18 protein-coding genes are annotated in these 21,837 nt (G+C 59.2%); 8 read left to right on the plus strand and 10 right to left on the minus strand.

Annotated features, from left to right (window positions below):
* The first annotated feature begins 92 nt into the window (after positions 1 to 92).
* The 6 genes from JL015_RS06805 to JL015_RS06830 all read left to right on the plus strand — a co-directional run bounded on the left by JL015_RS06805 (position 93) and on the right by JL015_RS06830 (position 7,561).
* Positions 93 to 1,526, plus strand: a complete 1,434-nt coding sequence (locus JL015_RS06805; RefSeq protein ID WP_201017898.1) for a DHA2 family efflux MFS transporter permease subunit — start codon at positions 93 to 95, stop codon at positions 1,524 to 1,526.
* 124 nt (positions 1,527 to 1,650) lie between these two features.
* Positions 1,651 to 2,802, plus strand: coding sequence for a succinyl-diaminopimelate desuccinylase (dapE, locus tag JL015_RS06810; protein ID WP_201003602.1), 1,152 nt, complete (start codon positions 1,651 to 1,653; stop codon positions 2,800 to 2,802).
* Positions 2,802 to 3,611 (plus strand): putative RNA methyltransferase, encoded by an 810-nt coding sequence (locus JL015_RS06815; protein WP_201003604.1) that lies wholly within the window; start codon positions 2,802 to 2,804, stop codon positions 3,609 to 3,611. The genes dapE and JL015_RS06815 overlap by 1 nt, the downstream gene beginning before the upstream one ends.
* 18 nt (positions 3,612 to 3,629) lie before the next feature.
* A complete protein-coding gene (locus JL015_RS06820) occupies positions 3,630 to 4,007 on the plus strand; it encodes a hypothetical protein (protein WP_201017899.1) in 378 nt (125 codons plus the stop codon).
* A gap of 280 nt (positions 4,008 to 4,287) precedes the next feature.
* Positions 4,288 to 6,774 (plus strand): glycerol-3-phosphate 1-O-acyltransferase PlsB, encoded by a 2,487-nt coding sequence (plsB, locus tag JL015_RS06825; protein ID WP_201003608.1) that lies wholly within the window; start codon positions 4,288 to 4,290, stop codon positions 6,772 to 6,774.
* A 97-nt stretch (positions 6,775 to 6,871) separates the two neighbouring features.
* Complete coding sequence (locus JL015_RS06830) at positions 6,872 to 7,561, plus strand: DUF4197 domain-containing protein (RefSeq protein ID WP_201017900.1); 690 nt, start codon at positions 6,872 to 6,874, stop codon at positions 7,559 to 7,561.
* 51 nt (positions 7,562 to 7,612) lie between these two features.
* On the opposite strand, the gene JL015_RS06835 is transcribed toward JL015_RS06830, so the two are convergent.
* Both JL015_RS06835 and JL015_RS06840 read right to left on the minus strand, forming a co-directional pair.
* Entirely contained in the window at positions 7,613 to 10,672 is a 3,060-nt protein-coding gene (locus JL015_RS06835) for an efflux RND transporter permease subunit (RefSeq protein WP_201017901.1), read from the minus strand.
* Between the two features lie 6 nt (positions 10,673 to 10,678).
* Positions 10,679 to 11,779, minus strand: coding sequence for an efflux RND transporter periplasmic adaptor subunit (locus JL015_RS06840; protein ID WP_201017902.1), 1,101 nt, complete (start codon positions 11,777 to 11,779; stop codon positions 10,679 to 10,681).
* 90 nt (positions 11,780 to 11,869) lie between these two features.
* On the opposite strand from JL015_RS06840, the gene JL015_RS06845 reads away from it, so the two are divergent.
* On the plus strand, positions 11,870 to 12,502 hold the full coding sequence (locus tag JL015_RS06845; RefSeq protein ID WP_201017903.1) for a TetR/AcrR family transcriptional regulator: 633 nt from the start codon (positions 11,870 to 11,872) through the stop codon (positions 12,500 to 12,502).
* Positions 12,503 to 12,600: 98 nt separating this feature from the next.
* Here JL015_RS06845 and JL015_RS06850 read toward each other — a convergent pair whose 3' ends face one another.
* Positions 12,601 to 13,383 carry a class I SAM-dependent methyltransferase gene (locus JL015_RS06850; RefSeq protein ID WP_201017904.1) on the minus strand — a complete coding sequence of 261 codons (783 nt, stop codon included), beginning with the start codon at positions 13,381 to 13,383 and terminating at the stop codon, positions 12,601 to 12,603.
* 96 nt (positions 13,384 to 13,479) lie between these two features.
* On the opposite strand from JL015_RS06850, the gene JL015_RS06855 reads away from it, so the two are divergent.
* Positions 13,480 to 14,103: an energy transducer TonB gene (locus JL015_RS06855; protein WP_201003620.1), complete on the plus strand. Its 624-nt coding sequence runs from the start codon at positions 13,480 to 13,482 to the stop codon at positions 14,101 to 14,103.
* A gap of 82 nt (positions 14,104 to 14,185) precedes the next feature.
* Here JL015_RS06855 and JL015_RS06860 read toward each other — a convergent pair whose 3' ends face one another.
* From JL015_RS06860 to ppc, 7 genes are all read right to left on the minus strand, one after another.
* A complete protein-coding gene (locus tag JL015_RS06860; RefSeq protein WP_201017905.1) occupies positions 14,186 to 14,875 on the minus strand; it encodes an extensin-like domain-containing protein in 690 nt (229 codons plus the stop codon).
* Between the two features lie 2 nt (positions 14,876 to 14,877).
* Entirely contained in the window at positions 14,878 to 15,711 is an 834-nt protein-coding gene (locus JL015_RS06865; protein ID WP_201017906.1) for an isocitrate lyase/PEP mutase family protein, read from the minus strand.
* A gap of 56 nt (positions 15,712 to 15,767) precedes the next feature.
* Entirely contained in the window at positions 15,768 to 16,631 is an 864-nt protein-coding gene (locus JL015_RS06870; RefSeq protein ID WP_201017907.1) for a DUF72 domain-containing protein, read from the minus strand.
* Between the two features lie 2 nt (positions 16,632 to 16,633).
* Positions 16,634 to 16,951 carry a hypothetical protein gene (locus JL015_RS06875; protein WP_201017908.1) on the minus strand — a complete coding sequence of 106 codons (318 nt, stop codon included), beginning with the start codon at positions 16,949 to 16,951 and terminating at the stop codon, positions 16,634 to 16,636.
* 234 nt (positions 16,952 to 17,185) lie between these two features.
* Positions 17,186 to 17,863: a tRNA (adenosine(37)-N6)-threonylcarbamoyltransferase complex dimerization subunit type 1 TsaB gene (tsaB, locus tag JL015_RS06880; RefSeq protein WP_201017909.1), complete on the minus strand. Its 678-nt coding sequence runs from the start codon at positions 17,861 to 17,863 to the stop codon at positions 17,186 to 17,188.
* A gap of 90 nt (positions 17,864 to 17,953) precedes the next feature.
* Positions 17,954 to 18,601, minus strand: a complete 648-nt coding sequence (adk, locus tag JL015_RS06885) for an adenylate kinase (RefSeq protein ID WP_201017910.1) — start codon at positions 18,599 to 18,601, stop codon at positions 17,954 to 17,956.
* Between the two features lie 281 nt (positions 18,602 to 18,882).
* On the minus strand, positions 18,883 to 21,519 hold the full coding sequence (gene ppc / locus JL015_RS06890; protein ID WP_201017911.1) for a phosphoenolpyruvate carboxylase: 2,637 nt from the start codon (positions 21,517 to 21,519) through the stop codon (positions 18,883 to 18,885).
* Positions 21,520 to 21,837: the final 318 nt, after the last annotated feature.

The following is a 21,837-nucleotide window of genomic DNA, read 5'->3' on the forward strand; positions in this document are numbered from 1 at the left end:
AACAACACACTGACCAGATGAACTCTATATTCTGACGTTTCAAAAAAACCATATCTGTGCAATCAGAAAAATGACAAAACGGATGCATGTTCATGAGCACTCTCAACACCAGCCCGCTTGACTCACCTCAGGAACAAGTTGCCTTTCACGAAAAACGCTGGCAAGCATTAACCGTTATCTGTCTGGCAACTCTTATGATCGTGCTGGATACAACGATCGTGAACGTGGCACTCCCGTCCATCAAACTGGACCTGGGCTTTGACGATGCCTCATTGGCATGGGTCATCAATGTGTATCTATTGACCTTTGGCGGGTTTCTGCTGCTGGGCGGCCGCCTTGGCGATCTGTATGGGCAACGAGCGGTTTTTATCTGGGGGACCAGCCTGTTTACCATCGCATCACTGGCCTGCGGTATCGCGACGACTCAAGAAACACTCATCGCAGCCCGCGCATTTCAAGGCCTTGGCGGCGCACTGCTCACCGCAACAGCGCTGTCGCTTATCATCCGCCTGTTCACGGACCCGACTGAACGTGCAAAAGCCATTGCAGCCTACAGCTTCGTGTGTACCGGTGGCGGCAGTATCGGAGTGTTGCTGGGTGGCGTCCTGACCAACCTCTATGAGTGGTATTCGATTTTCCTGATCAATCTGCCGACAGGTGTTCTTGTCCTTGCGTTGAGCAGGCGCTTGCTTCCACGTGTCGAAGCAACGGAAAAAGGCGCTCTCGATATAGCAGGGGCAATCACGATAATTGCAGCGTTGATGCTGGCCGTTTACGCAATCATGAATGGCAATCATATCGGTTGGCGTTCTACGAGCACACTTAGCCAACTTGCCACTTCGGCACTACTTTTCATTCTGTTTATCGTTATAGAACTTCGTACGAAAGCCCCTTTGATCCCTGTACGACTTTTCCGCTCAAGGAATCTGACAACAGCCAATTTCATTGGCGTACTTTGGGCAACTTCCATGTTTGCCTGGTTTTTTCTTTGTGCCCTGTATCTTCAACAAGTACTGGATTACTCACCTCTTGAGGTCGGGCTGGCGTTTCTTCCGGCCAATCTGGTGATGGCGCTGTGCTCATTACTCCTGTCTTCCAGGCTCATCATTCGCTACGGGGTAAAACTGCCGCTGGTCCTTGGGCTCGCGCTCGCTGCCGCAGGCCTTTTCCTGCTGGCCAAGGCACCTGCCGCCGGTAATTTCCTGCTTGATATCCTGCCGGGCATGCTGCTGATCGGCGTGGGCGCAGGAATGGGCTTCAACCCCATACTAGTTGTCGCCATGGGCGATGCAAAACCCGGCGAAGAAGGCATCGCCTCGGGGATCGTCAATACCTCTTTCATGCTCGGAGGCGCAGTGGGTCTGGCCATTATCAGCAGCCTGGCTTCGTACTATAACGAACGACTCGCAGAAGCCGGTTACACAGCACTGGAAGCCTTGAGTGGCGGTTATGGCGCGGCCTTCCTGCTGGGTGGCCTGCTGTCTCTTCTGGCCTCAGTAACCGGCGCAGTATTCCTGCGCAAGTAATGGCGACGATGACGCTGATTGAAGGTCCGGGTATCGAACGGCAGTCATGAACGCCGTTTAACTTCGTTTTGCTTTAAGATATCCGCCTTTTCGCGCCCACAGCCTTGTTCCCGGAGTTCTGTTAATGACAGCCCCAGCCGACCTTTCGCCCACGCTTCAACTCGCCTGCGACCTGATTCGCCGTCCATCGGTCACTCCGGTCGATGCCGATTGCCAGACCGTGATGATGCAACGTCTGGGCGATGCGGGCTTCAAGCTGGAGCCCATGCGCATCGAAGACGTCGACAACTTCTGGGCAACACATGGCACCAGCGAAGGTCCGGTGCTGTGTTTCGCCGGCCACACCGACGTGGTGCCGACCGGCCCTGTCCAGGCGTGGCAGAACGATCCGTTCGATGCGCTGATCGATGAGCACGGCATGCTCTGCGGTCGTGGTGCAGCGGACATGAAAGGCAGTCTGGCTGCAATGCTGGTGGCGTCCGAGCGTTTCGTCAGCGATTACCCGAATCACAAGGGTTCGGTGGCATTCCTGATCACCAGCGACGAAGAAGGCCCGGCGCACCATGGCACCAAGGCTGTCGTTGAACGTCTTGCTGCCCGTAAAGAGCGTCTGGACTGGTGCATCGTCGGCGAACCATCGAGTACAACACTGGTGGGCGACGTGGTGAAAAACGGTCGTCGCGGCTCGCTGGGTGCCAAACTGACCGTGCGCGGTGTACAGGGCCATGTGGCCTACCCGCATCTGGCCAAGAACCCGATTCATCTGGCTGCGCCGGCACTGGCCGAACTGGCTGCCGAGCACTGGGACGATGGCAATGCGTTCTTCCCGCCGACCAGCTTCCAGATATCCAACCTCAATTCCGGTACGGGCGCGACCAACGTGATCCCCGGTGATCTGGTAGCGGTATTCAACTTCCGCTTCTCGACCGAATCCACTGTCGAAGGCTTGCAGCAACGTGTCGCCGCAATCCTCGACAAGCACGGTCTGGACTGGCACGTGGACTGGGCGCTGTCGGGTCTGCCATTCCTCACCGAACCCGGCGCATTGCTGGATGCGGTTTCGGCCAGCATCAAGCAGGTCACCGGGCGCGAAACCAAGGCTTCCACCAGTGGCGGCACTTCGGATGGCCGTTTCATCGCGACCCTGGGCACTCAAGTGGTTGAACTGGGGCCGGTCAATGCGACTATCCATCAGGTCAACGAACGCATCCTGGCCAGCGATCTCGATGTCTTGACCGAGATCTACTACCAGACCATGGTCAAGTTGCTCGCCTGATGCTGACCTGCCCAATCTGTTCGGCGCCTCTGGGCGCCGCCGACAATGGCGTGGTCTGCCCAGCCAATCATCGCTTCGACCGTGCGCGTCAGGGCTATCTGAACCTGTTGCCCGTGCAGCACAAGAACAGCCGTGATCCTGGAGACAACCAGGCCATGGTCGAGGCCCGGCGTGACTTCCTGAATGCAGGGCATTACGCACCGGTGGCGCAGCGTCTGGCCGAACTGGCTGCCGAGCGCGCCCCGGCTCACTGGCTGGACATCGGTTGTGGTGAGGGTTACTACACCGCGCAGATCGCCGAAGCCCTGCCTCACGCCGATGGCTATGCGCTGGATATTTCCCGCGAAGCGGTCAAGCGTGCCTGCCGTCGCAACCCGAAGCTGACCTGGATGGTCGCCAGCATGGCCCGCGTGCCATTGCCGGACGCCAGTTGCCAGTTTCTGGCCAGCGTCTTCAGCCCGCTGGACTGGAAAGAAGCCAAGCGCCTGCTGACGCCCGGTGGCGGCCTGATGCGCGTCGGCCCGACCAACGAGCACCTGATGGAACTGCGCCAGCGACTCTACGATGAAGTGCGCGATTACGCTGACGACAAGCATCTGGCCCTGGTGCCGGAAGGCATGCAGCTACAACACAGCGAAACCTTGCGCTACACCCTGAAGCTGATCGACGGGCAGTCACGCGCCGACCTGCTGGCCATGACGCCTCACGGATGGCGTGCCAGCGCCGAGCGTCGCACAGCGGTCATCGAGCACCCAGGACCTTTCAAGGTCACCGTATCCATGCGCTACGATTATTTCGTGCTGCAGTAGCATTCAAACGAGGCCCCCATGCGCCAACCCGATATCGAGATTTACCTGAAAGACGAAGACGTCGATCACAAGGCCATCGCCCAATGGCTCGGGACCGTACTCGGTCCTTGCAGCGACTGGACCCAGAAAGGCCAGACCTGGAAATGCAAGGCCGGCAATGTTCCGGTCACCTGGCTGCCAAAGGCTGTCGGCAAATGGAACAGCCTGTACCTGGAAAGCGACCAGACCCCGTGGGAGGACGATATCGCCTGCGCCCGCGCCGCCTTCGCTGCACTCAATGTCGAAGTACGCTGCGCGCCGGGGACCTGGGTCGAAGAAGAAAGCGACGATGCCGCCGACCGCTGGATTCGCATCAGCGCCGATGGGGAAGAAGAGATTACCTGGCGCACTTCGTAAAGACATACAGCAAGCACAAGATATCGATATCGAGTGATTGGGCCGCAATCCGTGGGGGGACCTTGGCCGCGACAGCCAGTTTGAAGGCGCTAAAAATGTGTTGCCTGTCAATTGGGGTCGTCGCGGCCAAGGCCCCTCCCACTTCATGACATATATGCCGTAACCGATCAGCATCAGGCTCACTTGCCACCGCTATCGGCCGCTTTGCCGATACCGGGCAGATACGGCACACTGACGCCCATCGGGCGCTCGCCCCTACATCCCACTCAGCAGAAGCCGTATGACCCGTTCCCCGTTCCGTCGTCTTGTATTCGGCACTCTGCGCCGGTTGCTGTATCTCTGGGTTCGCTCGGAAACCATCAACCAGTCGTCCTTCACGCTCAATCTGGATCGCAGCCGTCCGGTGTTCTATGTACTGCAATCGCCTTCACTGAGCGACCTGGCAGTCATCGATACCGAATGCCGCAAGGCAGGCCTGCCGCGCCCGGTCCTGCCTGTACCGGTGGGCAATCTGATGGAGCCCGCTGCGTTCTTTTATCTGACGCCCGAGCCGGACTGGCTGGGTCGCCAGGACAAGCGCGGTGCGCCGCCCACGCTGGAGCGACTGCTTGAGGCGGTCAGCCGCAACCCCGCCGAAGATGCTCAGATCATTCCGGTCAGTGTGTTCTGGGGACAATCGCCGGACCATGAATCCAGTGCGTGGAAACTGCTGTTCGCTGACAGTTGGGCGGTTACCGGGCGTCTGCGCCGCCTGGTCAGCATCCTGATTCTGGGCCGCAAGACCCGCGTACAGTTTTCAGACCCCATCCACCTGCGTGATCTGATCAACGAGAACAAGAGCCCTGAACTCACCCTGCGCATGAGCCAGCGCTTGTTGCGTGTCCGCTTTCGCAACCTGAAAAGCGCGGTGATCGGCCCCGACGTTTCGCACCGCCGCAATCTGGTCAAAGGGCTGCTGGACGAACCGATGGTCCAGCAGGCCATCGTGGAAGAGGCCGAGCGCGAGAAGATCACTCACGAAAAGGCCCGGGAGCAGGCTCTGCGTTATGGCAACGAAATCGCCTCGGACTACACCTATTCGGCCATCCGTTTTCTGGAAGTGGTGCTGAGCTGGTTCTGGAACAAGATCTACGACGGTATCAAGGTCAGTCATATCGAAGGCGTACAGAACGTCGCGCCCGGCCATGAAGTGATTTATGTCCCGTGCCACCGCAGCCACATCGATTACCTGCTGCTGTCCTATCTGCTGTTTCGCAACGGCCTGACTCCGCCGCACATTGCGGCTGGCATCAACCTGAACATGCCAGTGATCGGTGGCTTGCTACGGCGCGGCGGCGCGTTCTTCATGCGCCGCACCTTCAAGGGCAACCCGCTGTATACCGCCGTTTTCAACGAATACCTGCATACCCTGTTCACCAAGGGTTTCCCGGTCGAGTACTTCGTCGAAGGTGGCCGTTCGCGTACCGGGCGCATGCTGCAACCCAAGACCGGCATGCTCGCCATTACCCTGCGCAGTTTCCTGCGCAACTCGCGCATGCCCATCGTGTTCGTCCCGGTGTATATCGGCTATGAGCGGGTGCTCGAAGGTCGTACCTACCTGGGCGAATTGCGCGGTGCCAGCAAGAAGAAAGAATCGATCTTCGATATCTTCAAGGTCATCGGCGCCCTCAAGCAGCGTTTCGGGCAGGTGTCGGTGAACTTTGGCGAGCCGATCAAGCTGGCACAGTTCCTCGATAACGAACAACCCGACTGGCGCGAACAGGAACTGGGGCCGCAATTCCGCCCGGCGTGGCTCAATGAAACCACCAATCGCCTGGGCGAGCGTGTGGCTCAGCATCTGAACGAAGCTGCCGCCGTCAACCCGGTGAATCTGGTGGCCGTAGCATTGCTCTCCACCCAGCGGCTGGCGCTGGACGATCAGGCCATGGAGCGGGTGCTGGATCTGTACCTGACACTGCTGCGAAAAGTACCGTACTCACCGCACACCACATTGCCAGAGGGCGATGGCCGGGCGCTGATCGAGCATGTCAAAGGCATGGATCTGCTGGCCGAGCAAAAGGATGCGCTGGGCAAGATTCTGTATCTGAACGAACAGAACGCGGTCTTGATGACCTACTACCGCAACAACGTGCTGCATATCTTCGCCCTGCCCTCGCTGCTGGCAAGCTTCTTCCAGAGTTCGTCGCGCATGAGCCGTGAGCAGATCCTGCGCTACACCCGTGCGCTGTATCCGTATCTGCAATCGGAGCTGTTCATTCGCTGGACGCTGGAAGAGCTGGATGAAATCGTCGACCAGTGGCTGGCCGCATTCGTCGAGCAAGGCCTGCTGCGCTTCAAGAACGATGCCTTCGTACGCCCGGAACCGAGTTCGAGGGAGTTTGTGCAACTGACGCTGCTGTCCAGGGCCATCGCCCAGACCTTGCAGCGTTTCTACATGGCCATCTCGTTGCTGCTCAACAGCGGCCAGAACACGCTCAGCGCAGAAGAGCTGGAAGACCTGTGTACGGTCATGGCTCAGCGGCTGTCGATCCTGCATGGCCTCAATGCGCCGGAGTTCTTCGACAAGAGCCTGTTCCGGCACTTCATCCAGACCTTGCTCGACCTCGGCGTGCTGCGCAAGGACAGCGCTGGCAAGTTGAGCCATCACCCGCTGCTCGGTGAGCTGGCGGAGGGTGCAGCCAAGCGTGTACTGCCGGCAGAGATTCGCCTGTCGATTCGACAGGTGGCGCTGCATAACGAGATCGAAGAAACGCCTGCCGCAGATTGAGCCACGTTTTTCCGGTTCCCTGATAACCTCAATTCAGGGTCGCGCTGACGGTCGTGTCAGCGCGACTTCCAAGACTCTACAAAATAAGGATGCTGCCATGCTTCGCCCATCGTTTACCTTTGCCGGCCTGTGTGCAGGCCTGTTGCTGTCGGCTAACGTGTTTGCCCTGTCTCTTGGCGACCTGTCGCAATCGGATGCCACAGGCGGGCTCAAGGATGCACTGACTCAAGGCGCGCAAGTCGCGGTCAAACAACTGGGCGTTCCCGGCGGTTTCAGCAATAACCAGGAAGTGCGCATCGAGTTGCCGGGCAATCTGGGCAAGGTCGCGAAAAAGATGAAACAGTTCGGCATGGGCGCCCAGGTCGATCAACTGGAAGCCAGCATGAACCAGGCCGCCGAAGCCGCTGTGCCTCAGGCTCAGGCCTTGCTGGTGGATGCCGTCAAGAAGATGAGCGTGGCCGATGCCAAGTCGATCCTCAGTGGCGGCAAGGACTCGGCCACCCAGTACCTGAACAGCAGCAGCCGTGAGCAGATCCGCGCCAAGTTCCTGCCTATCGTCAAGCAAGCCACCGACAAGGTAGGTCTGGCACAGAAATACAATGCCTTTGCCAGCCAGGCAGCAACCCTGGGCGTTCTGGACGCGAAAAGCTCCAATATTGAAGGCTATGTGACTGAACAAGCGCTCAACGGCCTGTTCGAGATGATCGCCAGACAGGAAGAAAGCATCCGCGCCAACCCGGCTGCCGCAGCGACCGGATTGGCGAAGAAGGTGTTTGGAGCGCTCTAAACCGAGTAGGAGCGGATTCATCCGCGAATGGTTTCGCGAATGAATTGGCTCCTACGGTCGTTTTACCCTGAACCACGCCGCATAAAGCGCTGGCAGGAACAGCAAGGTCAGCGCAGTAGCGACAATCAGGCCGCCCATGATCGCGACCGCCATCGGGCCGAAGAACAGGCTGCGTGACAGCGGGATCATGGCCAGGACGGCGGCCAGTGCAGTCAGCACGATCGGGCGGAAACGGCGTACCGTGGCCTCAATGATGGCGTGCCATTGATCCTGCCCACCGGCGATATCCTGCTCGATCTGGTCCACCAGAATCACCGAGTTACGCATGATCATCCCGGACAGGGCGATGGTGCCCAGCATGGCGACGAAACCGAACGGCTGATTGAAGATCAGCAGGAACAGCGTCACGCCGATCAGGCCCAGAGGCGCCGTCACGAACACCATGAACATGCGTGAAAAGCTGCGCAACTGGATCATCAGCAAGGTCAGCACGACCACGATGAACAGCGGCACACCGGCATTCACCGAGTTCTGCCCGCGAGCCGAATCCTCAACGGTGCCGCCCACTTCCAGCAGATAACCATCCGGCAGTTCAGCACGTACCGGCTCAAGGGTCGGCAGGATCTGCTGGACCAGTGTCGCAGGCTGTTCCTTGCCATAGATATCGGCACGTACGGTCACACTGGGCAAACGGTTGCGGTGCCAGATGACGCCTTCTTCAAAACCATATTCCAGTGTTGCAACCTGCGACAGCGCGACGCTGGCTCCACTTTGCGTGGGCACCGCCAGGCTCGACAGTGAACCCAGTTGCTCACGCTCGTTACGAGTGCCGCGCAGCAGGATTTCGATCAGCTCATCGTCCTCGCGGAACTGGCTGACGCTGGAGCCGGTAAGCGAATGCCGCAGGAAGGATGAAAGATCCGCCGTGGTAACGCCCAGCGCCCTCGCCCGGTCCTGATCGATATTCAAATGCACGACCTTGCTGGGCTCCTCCCAGTCCAGATGGACATTGGAGACATGCGGGTTCTCCCTCACTTTCTCCCGGACCTGACGAGCCAGAGCCCGAACCACCTCGATATGCTCGCCCGTCACCCGGAACTGCACCGGGTACCCCACGGGCGGGCCGTTTTCCAGGCGCGTCACCCGTGAACGCAAGGTGGGGAATTGCTCGTTGAGGCTGGTAATCAGCCAACTGCGCAAGGCTTCACGATCCTCGATGCTTTTGGCCAGCACCACGATCTGGGCAAAACTCGGAGCGGGCAGTTGCTGATCCAGCGGCAGATAGAAACGCGGCGAACCGGTACCCACGTAAGCCACGTAGTTATCGATCCCCGGATGATCCTTGAGCATCTGTTCCAGTCGATTCACCTGCTCGGCCGTATTGTGCAGAGACGCACCTTCCGTCAGTTTCAGATCAACCATCAATTCAAGACGTCCCGATGCCGGGAAGAACTGCTGCGGAACGAAGCGGAACATCACCACCGACAGGACGAACAGGGCAACGGTCGCGACAATCACCGTCTTGCGCCGCTCGACGCACCACCCCACCAGCGCACGCACACGCTTGTACATGGGTGTTGCGTAAGGATCGGGAGCATTCGTGCCATGCTTGGCCGCATGAATCTTCGCCAGATCCGGCAGCAAGCGGTCGCCCAGATAAGGCACAAACATCACCGCGACAATCCAGGAAGCGATCAGGGCAATGGTCACGACCTGAAAGATCGAACGGGTATATTCGCCGGTACTCGACAGTGCAGTGGCAATAGGCAGGAAACCGGCCGCAGTAATCAGGGTGCCGGTCAGCATCGGGAACGCCGTGCTGGTCCAGGCGAAGCTGGCCGCCTTGAGCCGGTCGTAGCCCTGCTCCATTTTTATCGCCATCATTTCCACAGCAATGATCGCGTCATCCACCAGCAAACCCAGCGCCAGCACCAGAGCGCCAAGGGAAATCTTGTGCAGGCCGATCCCCAGGTAATACATGGTGGCGAAGGTCATGGCCAGAACCAGTGGAATCGCCAGGGCGACCACCATGCCGGTACGCATCCCCAGAGAGAAAAAGCTCACCAGCAAGACAATGACCAGCGCCTCGGCCAGTACCTGAACGAACTCACCGACACCGGTTTTTACCGCCGCGGGCTGATCGGATACCTTGCGCAACTGCATGCCCGCGGGCAGGTTGTTCTGCAGACGGGCAAACTCGCCTTCCAGCGCACGGCCCAGCACCAGAATATCGCCACCATCCTTCATGGCCACGGCCAGGCCGATTGCATCCTCATCCATGAAGCGCATGCGCGGTGCCGGCGGATCGTTGAAGCCGCGATGCACTTCGGCCAGATCGCTGATACGCAACGTGCGATCCCCGACCCGAATCGGGAAGTTGCGAATTTCGTCCACCGACTGGAAACGCCCGCTGACCCGCAACTGAATACGCTCGGCCGGGGTTTCAAAGAAGCTCGCAGACGACACCGCGTTCTGCGCCTCAAGGGCCTGCTGCACGGTCTGCATGGGCAGGCCCAGCGTGGCCAGCTTGATGTTCGACAGCTCGATCCAGATTTTCTCGTCCTGCAAGCCGATCAGCTCAACCTTGCCGACGTCCTTGACCCGCTGCAAACGGATCTGAATACGTTCGGCATAATCCTTGAGCACGGCGTAGTCGAAGCCTTTGCCGGTCAGTGCATAGATACTGCCGAAGGTCGTGCCGAACTCATCGTTGAAAAACGGCCCCTGCACGCCTTCAGGCAAGGTTTGCCGAATATCGCCGATCTTCTTGCGCAACTGATACCAAAGTTCGGGCAATGCCGAAGAAAAGATCGAATCGCGAGCCATGAATGTCACGGTCGACTCGCCAGGACGCGAGAACGAAGAAATCCGCTCGTACTCACCGGTTTCCATCAGTTTCTTTTCGATTCGATCCGTCACTTGCCGCGCCACTTCCTCGGCACTTGCTCCCGGCCACAGGGTACGAATGACCATGGCCTTGAACGTGAAAGGAGGATCTTCGCTTTGCCCAAGCTTGGTGTAGGAAAGCGCACCGACCACAGCCAGCACGATCATCAGATACAGGACGACCTGGCGGTGGCGCAGCGCCCATTCGGAAAGATTGAAATTCATCCGCGCCTACTCCTTGGCAGCCATTTTTACCGCACGGTTGCTGCGGTCTACCGGGCGGATCTGCTCGCCTTCACGCAGCACATGCACACCGGCAGCGACTATCCAGTCGGTTTCTTTCAGGCCTTCGAGCACTGGCACCGATTCCTGCCCATACGGCCCAAGCTGCACAGGGGTACGCTTGAGGGTGCTGTCAGGATTTACCCGCCAGACGTAACTGGCGCCATTTTCCGAAGTGACGGCCGACAGTGGCACCGCCAGCGGGACCGCTTGCTCGGCGGCAATAAACACTCGCGCACTCTGGCCCAGCTCGGCCGGAATCTGCCCGGTGGCAAAGGAAATGCGGGCGGCAAAGGTGCGTGAACGCGGATCGGCTGCCGGTGAAAGCTCACGAATGCGACCGGCAAAACGCTGATCGCGCAGGGTCCACAGTTCGACTGAAACCGGCTGGCCAACCTTGAAACGGGCAAAGTTCTGTTCCGGCAGACTGATCAGGACTTCCCGCTCACCATCTGCCGCCAGGGTAAAGACCGTCTGGCCTGCTGCAACCACCTGCCCGACTTCCACCGAACGTGCGGCGATGACGCCATCCTGCGAGGCACGCAAAACGGTGTAGCTGGTCTGGTTATCGGCGACGGTCAATTCAGCCTTGATCTGCTTGAGCCGGGCTTCGCCGGAACGATAAAGGTTTTCCGCGTTGTCGTACTGCGAGCGGCTGACCATCTGCCGATCCAGCAGGGTCTTGTAGCGATCACGCTCGGAACGTACCAGGTTCAGGTTGGCTTCTGCGGCGCCCACCTGAGCACGGGTCGCTTCCAGTTGCAGGCGCACGTCTTCAGCATCCAGTTCGGCCAACGGCTGGTTGGCCTTGACCCGTTGCCCCACCTCGACCAGACGCTTGCTGACCTTGCCGCCAATACGAAACGCCAGCTCAGGCTCGAAACGAGCCCTCACCTCACCGGGGTAACTGTCCACCGATTGCGAGGAAAGCAATGGCTGCACCACCATTGCAGGGCGCACCACTACAGGCGCAGCCACTTCCTGACCACATGCTGTCAGCAGCGACAACAGACAAAAAGGCACGACAAGAGACAAAGCATCGCGGAACATGATGTGGACCTTTGCACAATAGGGCTTGGAATAATTGTACCGGCGAGTATATTAAAATATTTCAAACTCTCCAGTTCATTATTTCCACATATGCCAAACACTTCGTTAAACGCAGGTCCAGGTCGCCCCAAAAACCTGGAAAAACGCAAAGCCATTCTGGAAGCCGCGAAAGACCTTTTCGTGCGCCATGGCTATGCCAATACCAGCATGGACAGCATCGCCACCGAAGCGGGCGTCTCCAAACTCACGGTCTATAGCCACTTCACCGACAAGGAAACATTGTTCTCAGCAGCCGTGGTCGCCCGCTGCGAAGAACAGATGCCTGCCCTGTTTCTTCATCTGAACAGTGATTTACCGGTCGAAACGGTGCTGCTGAACATCGCCCGGGCATTCCAGAAACTGATCAACAGCCCTGAATCGCTTGAGCTGAACCGCCTGATGGTCAACCTGGGTACTCAGGACCCGAAGCTGTCGATGATCTTCTTCGAGGCTGGGCCACAACGCATTCTCAGCGAGATGGAGAGCCTGCTGAGGCAGATAGACAAGGCAGGCGGGTTGCGCATCCAGTCGCCGAAAACCGCCGCCGAGCACTTTCTGACCATGGTCAAAGGGCTATGCCATTTCCGTCTGCTGGTGGGCTGCGGAGAGCTGCCCGACGAAGACACCGCCGAGCAGCATGTTCGGGAGGTGGTGGAATTGTTCATGCGGGCTTATGGGGTTTAGCACTGCAAAACTGTGGGAGCGACTTCAGTCGCGAAGGTCACACTGCGCTGGATTTACTGGCCTCTCGCGAATGAATTCGCTCCCACACACGCGGGAATTTAGCTCTTGAGGGCCTTCTTCGGATAAATGTCATAACGGCTGGACTTACCATCCAGCGCATAACCCGGTTTGGGGCCTTCGATGCAGGGTGCCTTGCGTGGGCGTTTGACCACTACTCGGTGGGTCGCCAGGGCAAGAGCGGCCTCCAGCAGGGCTGGCGCGTCCATGTCATCGCCCACCAGGGGACGGAACAGGCGCATTTCCTTTTTCACCAGCGCGGTCTTTTCACGATGCGGGAACATCGGGTCGAGGTAGATCACCTGTGGCGGCTCACCCTCCCATGCGCGGATCAGTTCGATGGAATTGCCGGTCAGCAGACGCATCTGAGCGATGATCCCGCCCACGTCAGCGTCATGACGCCCGCGCAGCAAGCCATCTTCCAGCAAGGCGGCAATGATCGGCTGACGCTCGATCAGGCTCATTTCGCAGCCGAGACTGGCCAGCACGAATGCATCCTTGCCCAGCCCCGCCGTGGCATCCAGAACCCGTGGCCGCACGCCCGGCTGAATACCGACGGCCTTGGCGATCATTTGCCCGCTACCGCCGCCGAACAGACGACGATGGGCCACCGCGCCCTCGACAAAATCCACTCGCACGGGGCCTGGAGCATCGTCGCCCAACTGCTGCAATTGCAGGCCATTGTCGCCCAGTTGCAGGGCAAAGTCGGCCTGTTCGTCCTGCAAAGGCAGGTTCAGACGCTGCGCCCACTGCGATGCCTGATCCTGTCCGCTCACCGTCAGGGCTTCGACCCGTATGCGGCTGCCCGCTTGCTGCTCACTCATTCGCTGCACACACTCAAAAAATGTTAATGATCGGCAAAATCTGCCGATAACCAAGTATCGGGCATTTTGCCAGACCCAAGGCCAGAACTGATCGCCATGTCAGAGATTGTTCAATCATCCATCGGCTACTTGTCGCACGCAGGCGACTACAGCCTCAGCAACAGCCGCACCCTGACCGGTGTCACGCAGTTGTGGTCGGATGCATTTGCCCGGGCGATGGCAGAACAGATCGGTGACGGCAGCAAGCCTGAGCAAGCGCCGATCAAGATTGAAGTCGATGTTGAAACCGGCGAACCGGTCACTGGCGCACGTACACTGAGCAAGATCGTCGAGCAGCGCGCATGCCCTGTTACCGATACTCAGGTCAAACCACCAGAGCCGCTGTTCCTGCCGATTGCCGAATTCGAACTCGACCTGCTGCCACCGGCTGCCGAGCCTTTCAGCATCAGCGAAATCATCGAACAGCAACGCCACCTGGAATTCGACAGCAACTGGGTTCGCCCGACCGTGGTCAACCCTTACAACTACAACGGCAACCCGGGTCCAGGCCCGCAACCGCGCCCTCTGCACCTGCCGATTGCCGAATTCGAGTGGGAGCTGGCCGACAAGCCTGCCTTGCCACTGGACGAAGAAACCATCCAGGCTCAACAGCGCCAGTTCGACTATGAAAACGGCTGGGCTCGTCCGCTGATCCTGCAAAACCTGCGCATGGCTGCCTAGGCTCTGCTTGAAATGTTTTCGAGCGAAGGTGAGCCTGTTTTTAACGCAGCATCACCGAGCGCAGATACATTTCATATAGAGCCTAACGACACACCTGCCACAACCCCATATCCAGATGAAAATGATCACGATGCGCCGCGTTGTATTCCGGCCCCAGCACCGTGCTGAAGTTCTTGCAGGCGCCATCGCGCACCAGCCTTAGAAAGCGCCCCTTTTCACCGTCATCATTCCAGTCCTTGAGCAGGTTGATTCTCTGCCCGTCAGCCAGACGAAACCCTGCGATATCCAGAGCATTGGCGGTGGCGTGCTGACTGAGACGGCTATTGGCACGGTTATAGACGTTGCGACAGGCAAAGCTGCCCAAGTGATCGATCCGAGCGACACGCTGGCCAAACACGGCCTGGGCGGCGGGCTGCAAAGTGTGGATATCGAACAAGGCATAGGCCACAGCAAGCGGGCAACTGGCCAGAAAGCTGCTGCTCAAGGCGATATCGCCACCCTGTATGCGCAAGGTGTTCTGCAAGGGACATCGGGCAGACGGGTCGCTGTCGGCCTGACGACTGAAACGCAGGCTCGATGAACCCAGCGCCAGATCGCACAGCGCCGGGTCATCCTTCAACCGCGCCAGTTTGAAAGGCGTCAGCAGGTTAGGCTCAAGCCGCACATCCAGAGGTGCCCACGGGTTCCACTGCGGCGGTACATCGATCCAGCCTCGCCAGACTGCGACAACGGCTCCCGCACACAACAGCAACCCCAGCAGAAAAATCCGCATCCTCAGCGTTTGAACAATTCATTGAGCTGAGCGAATGGCAGCCCCTGCTCGGCATAGCTGAAGGTGCCGTGGGTGCGGATCTCTTCTGCGGCCCGATACAGCGCACCGAAGGCCGCACGCGCCATGGAAGAGCCCACGCTGATGCGCCTGACGCCACACTCGGTCAGGTCCGCCACCGACAGGGTCACGCCGCTCAGCCCCATCAGAACGTTCACAGGCTTGGGCGCTACGGCCCGAACCACGGCGATGACTTCCTCACGAGTCCGCAATCCCGGTGCATACAACACGTCTGCACCGGCTTCGGCGTAGGCCTCAAGGCGGCGCAGGGTGTCGGAGAAATCCAGCCGGCCATGCAGCAGGTTCTCGGCACGTGCCGTCAGCAGAAAGGGAAACGGCAGGCTACGCGCAGCTGCAACCGCCGCCCTGACGCGCTCGACGGACAGCTCGAAATCGTAGATGGGCCGGGCTGCGTTACCGCTGGCATCCTCGATGGAGCCACCGACAATCCCGGTTGCAGCGGCCTTCAACAAGGTCTCGGCGCATCCTTCAGGGCTGTCGGCAAAGCAGTTCTCCAGATCGGCAGCTACTGGCAACTCGGTTGCTGCAACGATGGCGGCGATATTCTCCAGCCCCTCATCGCGACCGACTGCGCCTTCGGCATCGGCTCGCCCCAGGCTGAAAGCAAACCCGGCGCTGGTGGTCGCCAAGGCCTCAAACCCCAGCGAAGCCAGCAGTTTTGCCGAGCCCGCGTCCCAGGGATTGGGAATGACAAAAGCGCTATCGCGCTCATGCAGTGCCTTGAATGCTTGTGCCCGGTGCAGTTGTCGAGAGTCCATGAGCTTTTTCCAGGTCATCGTGATGTGGGTGTCTATTGAACCCACAACTATCGACCTCAGAGCAAGCCCAGTTGCTCAACTTGCGGCCCGCGATCCAGCTCGGGCAATGGCGCCAGCCCCGGCAGGCGCGCCATCAGAAACCGATGAAAACGCTGGGCCAGGTCGGGGGCCTTCAGGTTGTCCGGGGTATGGAGAAACACATAAGGTGTACGCCCTTCCTCGATCCAGACGGCGACCTTTTCGATCCATTGCGTAAGGTACGGGTCGTTGTCTTCAAGAACCGGACGGCCAATGAAGCGCACTTGCGGCGACTGGGTCAATGCAGCCGGGCGTGGCGGCACTCTAGGTTTCTTGGACTGGGCATGCAGGACAGCCGGATCAGTGGACACGCAACTGAACAATGCCCGCGAGTCCAGGCAGATACGCTCAACGCCACGGTCCAGCAGCAAGCGATTGAGCATGCGCTCCTCATCGCCCTTCTCAAAAAAGGCCATGTGCCGTACTTCCACCGCCAAAGGCACTTTGAGTTCATCGAGAAACCCCGCCAGTTCCGCCAGGCGCTGCGGCGAGAAACTGGCTGGCAGTTGCAGCCAGAATGGCGATACCCGTTCGCCAAGGGGCGAAAGCAGTTTCACGAAGGCTTCTGCGGCATCCAGTTGCAGGCGCAGATCGCCCTCGTGACTGATGTCGCGGGGAAACTTGGCAGTGAAACGAAAATCTTTCGGCAGGACTTCGGCCCAGCGCTGGACTGTGGCGGGCGCGGGACGAGCGTAGAACGTGGTATTGCCTTCGACGACGTTGAAGACCTGGGCGTAGAGGCGCAGAAAATCGGAAGGACGGGTGTCCTCGGGGTAGAACGACTCACGCCATGCGCTCTCGCTCCATGACGGACATCCCAGATAGTAAGGCAGGCTGGACAAGATCAGACGTGGAGATCGAGCCCCGACACTTCCAGGTCCCAATCCACAAAACTGGCCGTGGTCAGATAGCTGGCCAAAGCGTTGGCGACACGAGTGCTCATGGAGCGGGGGAAGATAATGTCCTGCGGACGGGCAGGCACGTTGGCAGTAGAGCCAATCTGCGCCTGACCCGAAGACTCGCGACGCGACGCCTGGGCGGGAGGCGACGGCAACTCAACATCACCATCGATTTCCTCGAAAGAGCCTTCAACGGTCGAAGGAGCCTTCTTGGGCTTTCGCTTGATGGGGTATGAACGTGATGAGGGTCCGTCTATGCGCATCGATATCTACTCGGCGTCTTGTAGTGGCAATTTAACGTCACAGGCCGGGAATTGGCAATTCCGTGAACGATAACTAGACCACACATATTGCAAATTGTTTGCGCCGTCGGGCATAACCAACGGATTAGTCGACAAGTGGTAGATGGCTAATTGACATTTTCGTGGGAGCGAATTTATTCGCGAACCATTCCAGGCGATCTATTTTCTTTGGCCTCTTCGCGACTGAAGTCGCTCCTACTTTGGCCCCTTGGGCGTCGCCACCTTGTCGCGCAGATAGACTGGCTGTGCATCGTCTGCCGGAATCGACTCGCCACGGTTCCAGGCAAACGTCGCCAGGGTCAGCAGATCCTGGGCATGTGGGAGCATGCTGGCGTCCTGACCGACCAGCGAAAGCGGAATACGCTCGGCATAACCCCAGCCAGTACCGGCACCGAACCATTGACCGTCGGCATCGACAGGCAATGCAACCTGCTCGGGCGGCAGAACCGCTTCGTTGCCGACCAGACGCATCTCACCGGCCGTTTCGCGATAGCAACCCCAATAGACTTCATCCATCCGGGCATCGATAGCCGAAGCGACCTGCAAGGCACCGTACTCACGATGGGCTCGTTGCGCCAGCACTGCCAGGTTCGAGACCGGCAACACCGGGCGCTCCAGCGCGAAGGCCAGCCCCTGAACCACACCGATGGCAATACGCACGCCGGTGAAAGCGCCCGGACCACGACCGAAAGCGATGGCATCCAGTGCCGACATGGCAATGCCCGCCTCGGCCAGCAGATCCTTGATCATGGGCAGCAGGCGCTGGGCATGCAGACGCGGGATCACCTCATAGTGGCTCAGTACCTTGCCGTCATGCAGCAAAGCGACCGAGCAGGCTTCAGTGGCGGTGTCCAGGGCCAGCAAGGTGGTCATCGGTGTATCCGTCTTCGTTGGAAAAAGTGACGCAGTATAAATGACAAATGGCCCGCAAGCGGGCCATTGTTGAACTCAGGCCTTGCGGGCTCAGGTCAGGGCAGCAAGCACCTTGGTGGTGATCGCGTCCACGGAACCGACACCTTCGATATGGCTGCACTTTGGCTTGCCATTCTTCTTGCTCAGCTCGCTGTAGAACGCAACCAGCGGCTTGGTCTGGGAATGGTAGACCGACAGGCGATGACGCACGGTTTCTTCAACGTCGTCCTTGCGCTGTACCAGAGGCTCGCCAGTGACATCGTCGATGCCTTCCTGCTTCGGCGGGTTGTGCTGCACGTGGTAGACACGCCCGGAAGCTTCGTGAACGCGACGGCCCGAAATGCGCTGAACGATTTCTTCGTCATCGACCGCGATTTCCACCACATGATCGATGTCCAGGCCAGCATTCAGCAGGGCTTCAGCCTGAGGAATGGTGCGCGGGAAACCATCGAACAGCACGCCATTGGCGCAGTCAGGCTGGGACAGGCGATCCTTGATCAGACCGATGATCAGGTCATCGGAAACCAGGCCACCCGAGTCCATGACACTTTTGGCCTTCAGGCCCAGCTCAGTGCCGGCCTTGACCGCTGCGCGCAGCATGTCGCCAGTCGAAACCTGCGGGATGCCGAATTTTTCAGTGATGAATTTTGCCTGAGTACCTTTACCGGCTCCAGGAGCTCCCAGCAGAATCACGCGCATCGTCATGCTCCTCAAATTTTTATAGTCAATCGTCGGATTCGCCTCTTGGGCCAATCTGAAAAATAAACGTCGGCCAAAGGCCAAAAGGCTGACCAAGATACACAGCAGACACAGGCCGCACAAGACGCCAAAAGTCGCAGCAACCCACGGCATGGCGGCAGTTGCGCCACCCTGCACATGACGGTACGACCTTCAATGCCCCTGACGGGATAAACACCTGCCCTGCCCCCATGTCGCCATTGCGCTGACATCGGCGCGCTGGCGACATGCTCCCCAACCTGTCAGCCCGTATTGCGCAATCCGGCTGCAATGCCCGCAACAGAGACCAGTAAAGCCAGTTCCAGAGGACTGTCCAGGCTGGATTCACGATGGCGGGAACGGGCAAGAAGCTCGGCCTGGAGCAAATGCAGCGGGTCCAGATAAGTGTTGCGCAGGCTGATGAATTCCAGCGTCTCCGGACTGTGCGCCAACAGTTGTTGCTGCCCGGTCAGGCCCAGGACAACTGCGCAGGCCTGCGACAATAGGCCGCGCAGATGCGAGCCCAAATGTTGCAGTTCAGGGCTCACCAGGCGGTCATCGTAGAGCTGGGCGATGTCTGCATCAGCCTTGGCCAACACCATTTCCAGCATATCGATGCGGGTGCGGAAGAATGGCCAGTGCTCGCGCATCTGCGCCAGCACATCGCCTTCGCCACGCTCCAGCGCCTTGCTCAGGGCGGCTTCCCAGCCGAGCCAGGCGGGTAGCATCAGGCGCGTCTGGGTCCAGGCAAAGATCCATGGAATGGCCCGCAGGCTCTCGACACCTCCTGCACGACGCTTGGCCGGACGGCTGCCCAGCGGCAAGCGGCCCAACTCCTGCTCGGGCGTGGCCTGACTGAAATACTCGACGAACTCGGGGTTTTCCCGCACTACGGCACGGTAGGCATTTACCCCGTCGGCCGCCATCTGATCCATCATCTGTCGCCAGGACGGCTCTGGCAAAGGAGGAGGAAGCAGGGTTGCTTCCAGAACCGCTGCCAGATACAGGTTGAGGTTCTGCTCGGCAATGTCCGGCAGACCAAATTTGAAACGAATCATTTCGCCCTGCTCGGTCGTGCGGAAACGCCCCGCAACCGAACCTGGCGGCTGCGACAGAATCGCCGCATGAGCCGGACCACCACCACGCCCGACCGTGCCGCCACGACCATGGAACAACAGCAGTTCGACTTGCTGTTCGCGGCAGATCCCGACCAGTTTTTCCTGCGCCCGATACTGCGCCCATGCAGCAGCAGTGGTGCCCGCATCCTTGGCGGAGTCCGAATAGCCGATCATCACTTCCTGCGGGCCGTGCAAGCGCGAACGATAACCCGGCAGGCTTAGAAGGCGTTCGATCACCGGCCCGGCGTTATCCAGGTCAGCCAGGGTCTCGAACAACGGCACCACGCGCATCGGCCGTTGCAGGCCTGCCTCCTTGAGCAGCAATTGCACCGCGAGTACATCCGATGCTGCACCGGCCATGGAGATCACGTAAGAACCCAGCGAAGCCGCAGGTGCAGCAGCCACTACCCGGCACGTTGCCAGAACTTCGGCGGTGTCGGCAGCCGGTTTGAAATGGCCGGGAAGCAAGGGACGGCGGTTGCTCAATTCACGCAACAGGAAGTCGATGCGCGTCGGCTCATCCCAGTCTTCGTAACGACCCAGGCCCAGATAGTCGGTGATTTCGGTCATCGCCGCGCTGTGACGGCTGGAATCCTGGCGCACGTCCAGACGCACCAGAAACAGACCGAACGTCACCGCACGACGCAGGCAATCGAGCAGCGGCCCATCGGCGATCACTCCCATTCCACAGTCATGCAGCGACTGGAAGCACAGCATGAGAGGTTCAAGCAGTTCACGGTTATCGTGCAGTACGGCATCCGGCGCAGGCTGTGGCGCCGTCAGCGAAGCATTGGCCCAGTTTCGGGTGGCCCTGAGACGTTCACGCAAACGCTTGAGTTCGGCACGATAAGGTTCGGCACTCTCACCGACGCTGGCGCGCAAGGCATCGCTGGCCTGTTGCATGGAAAGGTCGGCAGCCAGTTGGTCTACATCCCGCAGGAAAAGATCGGCGGCCATCCAGCGCGCCAGCAGCAGGACCTCGCGGGTGACGCTGGCCGTGACATTGGGGTTGCCATCGCGGTCACCGCCCATCCATGAAGCAAAGCGGATCGGCGCGGCCTCCAGCGGTAAATGCAGCCCGGTGGCGGCTTGCAGCGCCTGATCGGCCTTGCGCAGATAGCTTGGAATCGCATGCCAGAGCGAGTGCTCGATGACCGCAAAACCCCATTTGGCTTCATCGACAGGCGTGGGCCGGATACGGCGGATTTCTTCGGTGTGCCAGGCTTCAGCGATCAGGCGTTGCAGTCGGGAAGTGATCTGTTCGCGTTCGATGCTGTTGAGGTCGCGATGGTCCAGAGCCGCCAGTTGCGCGGCAATGGCGTCGTATTTCTGGATCAGGGTACGACGTGCCACCTCGGTGGGGTGCGCAGTGAGCACTAACTCGATCTCCAGCTTGCCTAACTGGCGTGCCAGAGCATCGGGAGAATGGCCTTCTGCCTTGAGGCGATCGAGCAGTTCCGGCAACACCCGCGCCTCGAAAGGCTGGGGCTGGGAATTATCGCGACGGCGCATCAGTTGGTACTGCTCGGCGATATTGGCCAGATTCAGAAACTGGTTGAAGGCTCGCGCCACAGGCAACAGTTCGTCATCGTCCAGGCTGTCGACACTGGAACTCAACTGCTCGGCACCCGCCGCAGAGCCGCGCCTGCCGGCCTTGGCACTCTTGCGAATACGCTCGATCTTGTCGAGAAAAGCGGCCCCGCGCTGGTCGCGAATCGTGTTCCCCAAAAGCTCGCCCAGCAAGTGGACGTCTTCTCGCAAACGCGCATCGATATCGGCCATCGTTCTCTCCCCCTGTTCTTGTATAGATAGCTTGTATGGGTGGCTTGTATGGGTAGTTTTCAATGAACTGTGCCCAACAGTGCACCAAAAACCTGTGCCGCGACAAATTCTTGTATCCCTTCAACCGCTGACGTGCCCTTTTGCGGACAGAGGTTAATCGGCTCAAAGGGCCATTACAGCCCGCCCGTTTCAATGTGTGGGCCTGTATTTACCTGCCTCGCCAAAAGGGTGATAGAGCGCAAGTAACCGGCGAATCCTGACCGTGTTGAAAAAATTCAACTGAACTATTCAAAAAACGTACAGGTCGGAGCCATTGAC

Source organism: Pseudomonas cichorii (genome assembly GCF_015471405.1).
Lineage (GTDB): Bacteria > Pseudomonadota > Gammaproteobacteria > Pseudomonadales > Pseudomonadaceae > Aquipseudomonas > Aquipseudomonas serbiensis.

Coding starts and splice junctions, on each gene's coding strand:
- JL015_RS06805 (WP_201017898.1), top strand. CDS start 93: ATGAGCACTCTCAACACCAGCCCGCTTGACTCACCTCAGGAACAAGTT.
- dapE (WP_201003602.1), top strand. CDS start 1,651: ATGACAGCCCCAGCCGACCTTTCGCCCACGCTTCAACTCGCCTGCGAC.
- JL015_RS06815 (WP_201003604.1), top strand. CDS start 2,802: ATGCTGACCTGCCCAATCTGTTCGGCGCCTCTGGGCGCCGCCGACAAT.
- JL015_RS06820 (WP_201017899.1), top strand. CDS start 3,630: ATGCGCCAACCCGATATCGAGATTTACCTGAAAGACGAAGACGTCGAT.
- plsB (WP_201003608.1), top strand. CDS start 4,288: ATGACCCGTTCCCCGTTCCGTCGTCTTGTATTCGGCACTCTGCGCCGG.
- JL015_RS06830 (WP_201017900.1), top strand. CDS start 6,872: ATGCTTCGCCCATCGTTTACCTTTGCCGGCCTGTGTGCAGGCCTGTTG.
- JL015_RS06835 (WP_201017901.1), bottom strand. CDS start 10,672: ATGAATTTCAATCTTTCCGAATGGGCGCTGCGCCACCGCCAGGTCGTC.
- JL015_RS06840 (WP_201017902.1), bottom strand. CDS start 11,779: ATGTTCCGCGATGCTTTGTCTCTTGTCGTGCCTTTTTGTCTGTTGTCG.
- JL015_RS06845 (WP_201017903.1), top strand. CDS start 11,870: ATGCCAAACACTTCGTTAAACGCAGGTCCAGGTCGCCCCAAAAACCTG.
- JL015_RS06850 (WP_201017904.1), bottom strand. CDS start 13,383: ATGAGTGAGCAGCAAGCGGGCAGCCGCATACGGGTCGAAGCCCTGACG.
- JL015_RS06855 (WP_201003620.1), top strand. CDS start 13,480: ATGTCAGAGATTGTTCAATCATCCATCGGCTACTTGTCGCACGCAGGC.
- JL015_RS06860 (WP_201017905.1), bottom strand. CDS start 14,875: ATGCGGATTTTTCTGCTGGGGTTGCTGTTGTGTGCGGGAGCCGTTGTC.
- JL015_RS06865 (WP_201017906.1), bottom strand. CDS start 15,711: ATGGACTCTCGACAACTGCACCGGGCACAAGCATTCAAGGCACTGCAT.
- JL015_RS06875 (WP_201017908.1), bottom strand. CDS start 16,951: ATGCGCATAGACGGACCCTCATCACGTTCATACCCCATCAAGCGAAAG.
- tsaB (WP_201017909.1), bottom strand. CDS start 17,863: ATGACCACCTTGCTGGCCCTGGACACCGCCACTGAAGCCTGCTCGGTC.
- adk (WP_201017910.1), bottom strand. CDS start 18,601: ATGCGCGTGATTCTGCTGGGAGCTCCTGGAGCCGGTAAAGGTACTCAG.
- ppc (WP_201017911.1), bottom strand. CDS start 21,519: ATGGCCGATATCGATGCGCGTTTGCGAGAAGACGTCCACTTGCTGGGC.